Below are 5,645 nucleotides of genomic sequence, written 5' to 3' on the forward strand. Positions count from 1 at the left end.
AGTTTCTGGAAATATTAGCAAGAACAAAACGAATCCCTTAGAACGCGAACGCCGGGATAAATCCCGGCACGCTCGCTTTCCACTCAATAAATTAAGTGGCTAACTCTCGCTTGATGTTTTTCTGTTTTTGCTCAATCCTAATGGTATTGTTTTCGGAGCCAATTCCCAATTAGATGTAGCTGGTTCCTTTGTCGGAAGTACCGCTAATAGTATAGTTTTTGGCAATGGCAACGAGTTTAGTGCTACCAATCCCGAAGAGCCGCCCCTTTTAACCATTAACATTACTCCTGGATTGCAGTATGGCCAAAATCCGCCTCAGCCGATCGTAAATGCTGGCAATTTAGCTGTGGGACAGGGACAGAATGTCACCTTAGTCGGTGGGAGTGTGATTAGCACTGGGGATATCCTAGCACCAGGGGGTGAGATTAATATATTAGCGGTTCCTCGTGAAACCTTAGTGCAGTTGGGGCAAGCTGGACAGATTTTGACACTATCGACCCCAACGGTGCCATTAACACCATCAGATCCGGCCTCTGTCACAGAATTTTTGAGCAGTTTGGACCATGACACCGGCGTAACAGTTGCCAGTGACGCTCAGGTAATACTTACCGATTCTGGTACCCAAGTGCCAGTTGCTCCAGGAACCGTGATTATCTCTGGGAACCTAAACGCTGCCAATTTCTCTCCAGGAGAAACTGGAGGCAAAGTAACGGTATTAGGGGATCAAGTGGGCTTGTTTGAAGCTCAACTCAATGGTGGCAGCAATGTCACTATCACTACTGGCAGCACAGGCAATCAGGAAGGAAATATCACTGCAGATGGCTTTGGGATTACCAAAACTACAGAAGGGGAAGTCACTCTAAGTTTGCAAGCGGCCAATGATATTAGTCTCAAAAATGTTGATATCAAAGCCAGCAGTGGTTTGCTCAATCTATTCCTGGAAGCGGATAGTGATAACTCCGGTAGTGGTGATGTGGAATTGATGAATGGGGAAATTGATACTGGTGGAGGAGCAGTCACCATTACTGCGGCTGGTGCGATCGCATTGGAAAGTTTCGGAATCAATAGAACTAATAAACGTAGCGTAAAGGCACCACCGATCACCGTGATCAGTGGTGAATCCATATCCCTCAAAAGTGCTGGAATCAATACCTTTACCTCTGGGGATAATGGAGATGCTGGAGACGTTATCGTTCAAACCGGTACCCTTACCCTAGAAAATGCGGGGATTGGTAGTAGGACAGACGGTAAGGGAAATGCTGGCCAAGTAGAGGTTACCGCTGACTCTATATCTCTGATCAGAAATGCTGGTATCAGTAGCAATGCTTGTTTAGCTGAGCCTTCGTGTCAGGATAATGCTGGAAAAACTATAGAAGGGAATGCTGGGCAAGTTATCATCAACGCTGGTTCTATCGTGATCGAAAATAGTAGTGGTTTCGGTAGCGATACCGAAGGTAAAGGCAATGCTGGAGGAATCTCGATCACAGCTGACTCCCTTTCGATTGCTAATAACAGTGGTTTTGGTAGCATAGCTAAAAAAGGAAGTACCGGGAATGGTGGAGCAATTACTATCAACGTTAGCTCTCTTTCCCTTGACAACCAAAGTGGAATTGGTGCCAATGTTGATGGTGAGGAAGGTGGTGAGGCTGGAGACATCACTATTACCGCTGATAGGATTTCACTAACCAGAAACAGCGCTATTGATGCTGATACTAACGGATTGCTTAAGGGTGGAGACATCACTATCACCGTTACTGACTCCCTATTCCTCAGCGGTAATAGTGAAATTTTTACCAACAGCAGTGATCCTGATAGTGATATTAGAGCTCAGGGTAATGCTGGAGAGATCAAAATCACAGCTGGTTCTGTATTGTTTGAAAATGAAAGTGGTCTTGGCAGCGAGACTAGAGGCAATAGCAGTGGCAATGGTGGAAAAATAACAATTACTGCTGACTCAGTTGAGTTCACAGGAAACAGTGGTATTAGTACCAACACTACAGATAACAGTACTGGCAATGCTGGACAAATAACAATTCATGCTAAATCTTTAGTGCTGGAAAACCAATCAGGTATTGGTAGCAATACTGAAGGTAACAGCACTCGCGATGCTGGAACAATAATAATTAATGCTGACTCCATATCCGTAGAAAACAATAGTAATATCTCTGCTCAAACCGCTAGCGGAGATGGTGGCAATATTACTCTCACCCTACAGGATTTATTAAAATTGCGCAGCGGTAGTCAAATCACCACCAGCGCCGGTACCGAAAAGCGAGGGGGAGATGGTGGCAATATCACCATTACTGCTGATTTAATTGTTGCCTTCCTGGAAGAAGATAGCGACATTACTGCTAATGCTTTTAATGGCAAGGGTGGTAATATTACACTTACCGCTCAAGGCATCTTTGGCTTCAACTTCCCCGATCAACCAACCAACTTGAGTGATATCACCGCCAGTTCTGAGCGTGGTGTAGACGGTAACATAAAAATCAACATCCTTGATTTTAATCCATCTCAAGGTTTAGTAGAACTCCCAACTACTGTAGTTGACGCCTCTACACTGATTGCTGCTAGCTGTGCTGACAATGTCAAAGTGGCATCGGATGATTCCAAAGGGGATGAATTCATTATTACTGGACGGGGTGGCTTGCCTCCGAGTCCCCTTGATCCGATCATCCGCCAGACCGTCATAGCAGATTGGGTAACCTTAGATAACTCGGCCACAACAAATTATCAGAGTCAACTAACTCCCGCTGCTAGGGAGGAGTCGGTTCCCAAGCGTCCAAAGCGGCGGATTGTGGAAGCTCAGGGTTGGCTGATTGGCCCTGATGGTACCGTTATTCTCACCGCTTTCCCTACCACCCCCGATACCTGGGCTAATTCTTCCCTTAAATCCCCTTCTTGCGAGGATCTTAGGAGAATTAGTAATCGATCTTAGTGATTAATTTTAAGGTGGGCAGTGCTTAGCAAGGGCCCTTGGCCAGCTTGATGCATCGGTCTGTGTACTGCTGTGATTAATCCTTTGGTGGGCAGTGTCTAGCCACCCTATGGCCAGGTTGATGAATCGCTCTGAGCCACTGCCGACCCTACATCTAGGTTTTTGGTAGCTCAGTGGGTTGCTTGTTCGATTTTGCCTAAGTCCTGATTGACCTGAAAGGCAGGATAATCGCAAGTAACGCAAAAACCGAGCACCCCTAATCCTATCATGTGTGCTAGAATTCGGAGGAAGCTTAAAGTGAGCACTATGCAAGCTAGTTCCTAGTCTAAATTCAAGATTGTAAATTCAAGTCATTAACAGCCAAGGGTTCCTGATAAGCATTCCTTGACTACCTAATTTCCTAACTATCGAATTCCCTGAGTATCTCAGTGTTTTTACGTAAGTTGAAATTTATAAAATATACTATTATTATCTAGTAGTAGGCCAGCAAAGGCTGAAGCTACGATTGCTATTAGCAGTTTGGGATCAGCAGCGAAGGTTTAGATTATAGGCGTTCCCATGCTGGTGTAGATTATTCCACTTTAGGTACGACTGAGGCACCCCTTAAAACAAGTCAAGCAAAGTGAAACCTTCGCAGCTAATTAAGAGTTAAGCGTTTTTGAGTAGATGGCGGAATAGGTTCTCTTTAACCATCATTTGACGCAAAACTTCCAAGAGATAGGACTGAGCCTCCTCCTGGCTCAAGAGCTTGACTTGGTCTTGGTAGATTTTCATCTGGAACTGTTGCTCCAAACTTAGCTTTCCAGGCGTTTCCATAGGTTTACTCCTAAGCTTACATACGTTGATTAGGGCAGGCGGACGAATGTTCCGACTGCTCTTTTTTTTGGCCGTTGTTAATCAATCTAACACACCTATAGAATAACGTCGATTCTGTCAAGCAATAAGTAATCAAAGATACAAACTGTAACAAAAATCCGGAAAGCGATGATTTGTCCTTGTGCTTGTATGTCTGACAGACTTAGATCAAGTCCGATTGAATACCGATAATAAAGAAAATTGATGGTGTAACGGTGTGATAGGGTGATTTCGATTAAGAGTAATTATTCGGAGATCATATTACGCCGAAGCAGAGGCTAAACCCACCTATAAACCCACCTATATAGTGGTACAATCCCGTTGAGCATCAGTATATGTAGCGTAGCATCGGAAATCCTGATGGATTGGCCATGGATGGCTGGTTTGGCAAAATCTCAGGAATATGCAAAAATTAAAGTTTAAGTAAAATTTGAACAAAAACTAGGTAAACCAAATACCATACTATGGATCCAATTATTGATGCCATGGAATTTTTCCAGCTCAGTGCTGGCAACTGGCGATCGCAACGCACAACCCACCACCTAGCCTTCCGACAAGCAGAGAAGGGAGAGTTGGACATCAATGTAGCCACCTTAGAGGCTGATCATCCCAAAGTTATTGAGCTGTGTGAGCTTCATAAGATTAACCCGAGTTTGGCAGCAGGTGGAGCTTTGGTCAGTTGGCAGGGCACAATGGCTTGGGATCAGAGTGATGACGGTCACAAAGACTCGACGGTGATGGTGCTGGTTCCAGATGCCGACTCTCCTAGACAGGGGAAGTTATTGCGGGAAAAAGGTTACGCTGAAACCATGCCAGTGGCTGGTATTTATCAGATGGATGCTCAAGATGGGCTAGTGCTGATTACTGAATATGAAACCATGAGTGCTCATGAGCGTTTCTCGTTTATCACTCCATCTCGGCGGATGCGTACAAGTATAGTGAAACGTTTTGGTGGATTTAGCAGCGCATCATTTTGTATCGAAACCCGGATTGACTCTAATCTAGATAATGGGGCTAGTGCTGGCGCTAATACTGGGGCTAGTATTGGCGTGACATCTCAACAACAACAAAATGTCTTGGCACCGGAAGAGTATTATTCAATCTTGGGCTGGTGATTCCACCATCAGCGATGATCCGTTAATCCGGGGCTATCAGTATCTCAATGCTGTGGGTCAGCTGGCTTTAGACCCAAGTATGGTAGAGATTACTGATAATGGTAGAGAAAGCGATCGCATTTATACCTGGATTGGCAATCACATTGATGCCATTAATGGAGAACTCCAGACTTGCTTAGACGCCTGTCATAGCTGCTATCATGATTCCCTATGCCGCCCAATGCGGATTTTGGCAACCCCTTTAGGGGAAAAGTTTGGTATTGATGGCTTTTGCAACATCTTAGCCACTCCGGCGGTGATATTAATTGATGTCGGACGCATTGCACGGTCTGATTGGTTGAGTATTGTCGTCCATGAATATGCCCATGCTCATTTAGGTGCCCCTGGTCACGATCAGCGTTTTTTTGAGGTCATTTCCCATCTCTGTTTGGGTCTGGGATTAAAACCGCCACGCTGGCAGTTAGATCTGGAAACTTACTTACGGGATTGGCCTGAGTGTCCATCCCAGACTAATTCATTGTCTTTTTGGATGGGGTATGGATGCACTTGAGCGATAGGCTATGGTCTAATTCTTTGGTCTAATTATTTCGGGCTATTTTAAGAAATATTAAAAATTATTACTTTGATTAACGTTTTAATTAATCAAAATTAATAATCTATTAGTGATTAAGGTGATTAAGTTAAAGGGGAAGACTCAGAGTAATCACACAGATTAATCACAAAAGCAAGAAGAAGGA

General features: G+C 44.4%; 4 protein-coding genes. 3 read left to right on the top strand and 1 reads right to left on the bottom strand.

The features are described from left to right. The first annotated feature begins 127 nt into the window (after window positions 1–127). Window positions 128–2,938, top strand: a complete 2,811-nt coding sequence (locus F6J99_RS41165) for a hypothetical protein (RefSeq protein ID WP_293122202.1) — start codon at window positions 128–130, stop codon at window positions 2,936–2,938. A 648-nt stretch (window positions 2,939–3,586) separates the two neighbouring features. Here F6J99_RS41165 and F6J99_RS41170 read toward each other — a convergent pair. Continuing rightward, on the bottom strand, window positions 3,587–3,754 hold the full coding sequence (locus F6J99_RS41170) for an NblA/ycf18 family protein (RefSeq protein ID WP_008183188.1): 168 nt from the start codon (window positions 3,752–3,754) through the stop codon (window positions 3,587–3,589). Between the two features lie 515 nt (window positions 3,755–4,269). Here F6J99_RS41170 and F6J99_RS41175 point away from each other — a divergent pair. Together F6J99_RS41175 and F6J99_RS41180 are read left to right on the top strand one after the other, a co-directional pair. Continuing rightward, the gene (locus F6J99_RS41175; RefSeq protein WP_293122207.1) at window positions 4,270–4,908 is read left to right on the top strand and encodes a phycobiliprotein lyase; all 639 of its coding nucleotides are present in this window, start codon (window positions 4,270–4,272) and stop codon (window positions 4,906–4,908) included. Continuing rightward, complete coding sequence (locus F6J99_RS41180) at window positions 4,865–5,458, top strand: hypothetical protein (RefSeq protein ID WP_293122205.1); 594 nt, start codon at window positions 4,865–4,867, stop codon at window positions 5,456–5,458. Before F6J99_RS41175 ends, F6J99_RS41180 begins: the two co-directional genes overlap by 44 nt. The last annotated feature ends 187 nt before the right edge of the window (window positions 5,459–5,645 follow it).

Source organism: Moorena sp. SIO4G3, from assembly GCF_010692305.1.
Lineage (GTDB): Bacteria > Cyanobacteriota > Cyanobacteriia > Cyanobacteriales > Coleofasciculaceae > Moorena > Moorena producens_A.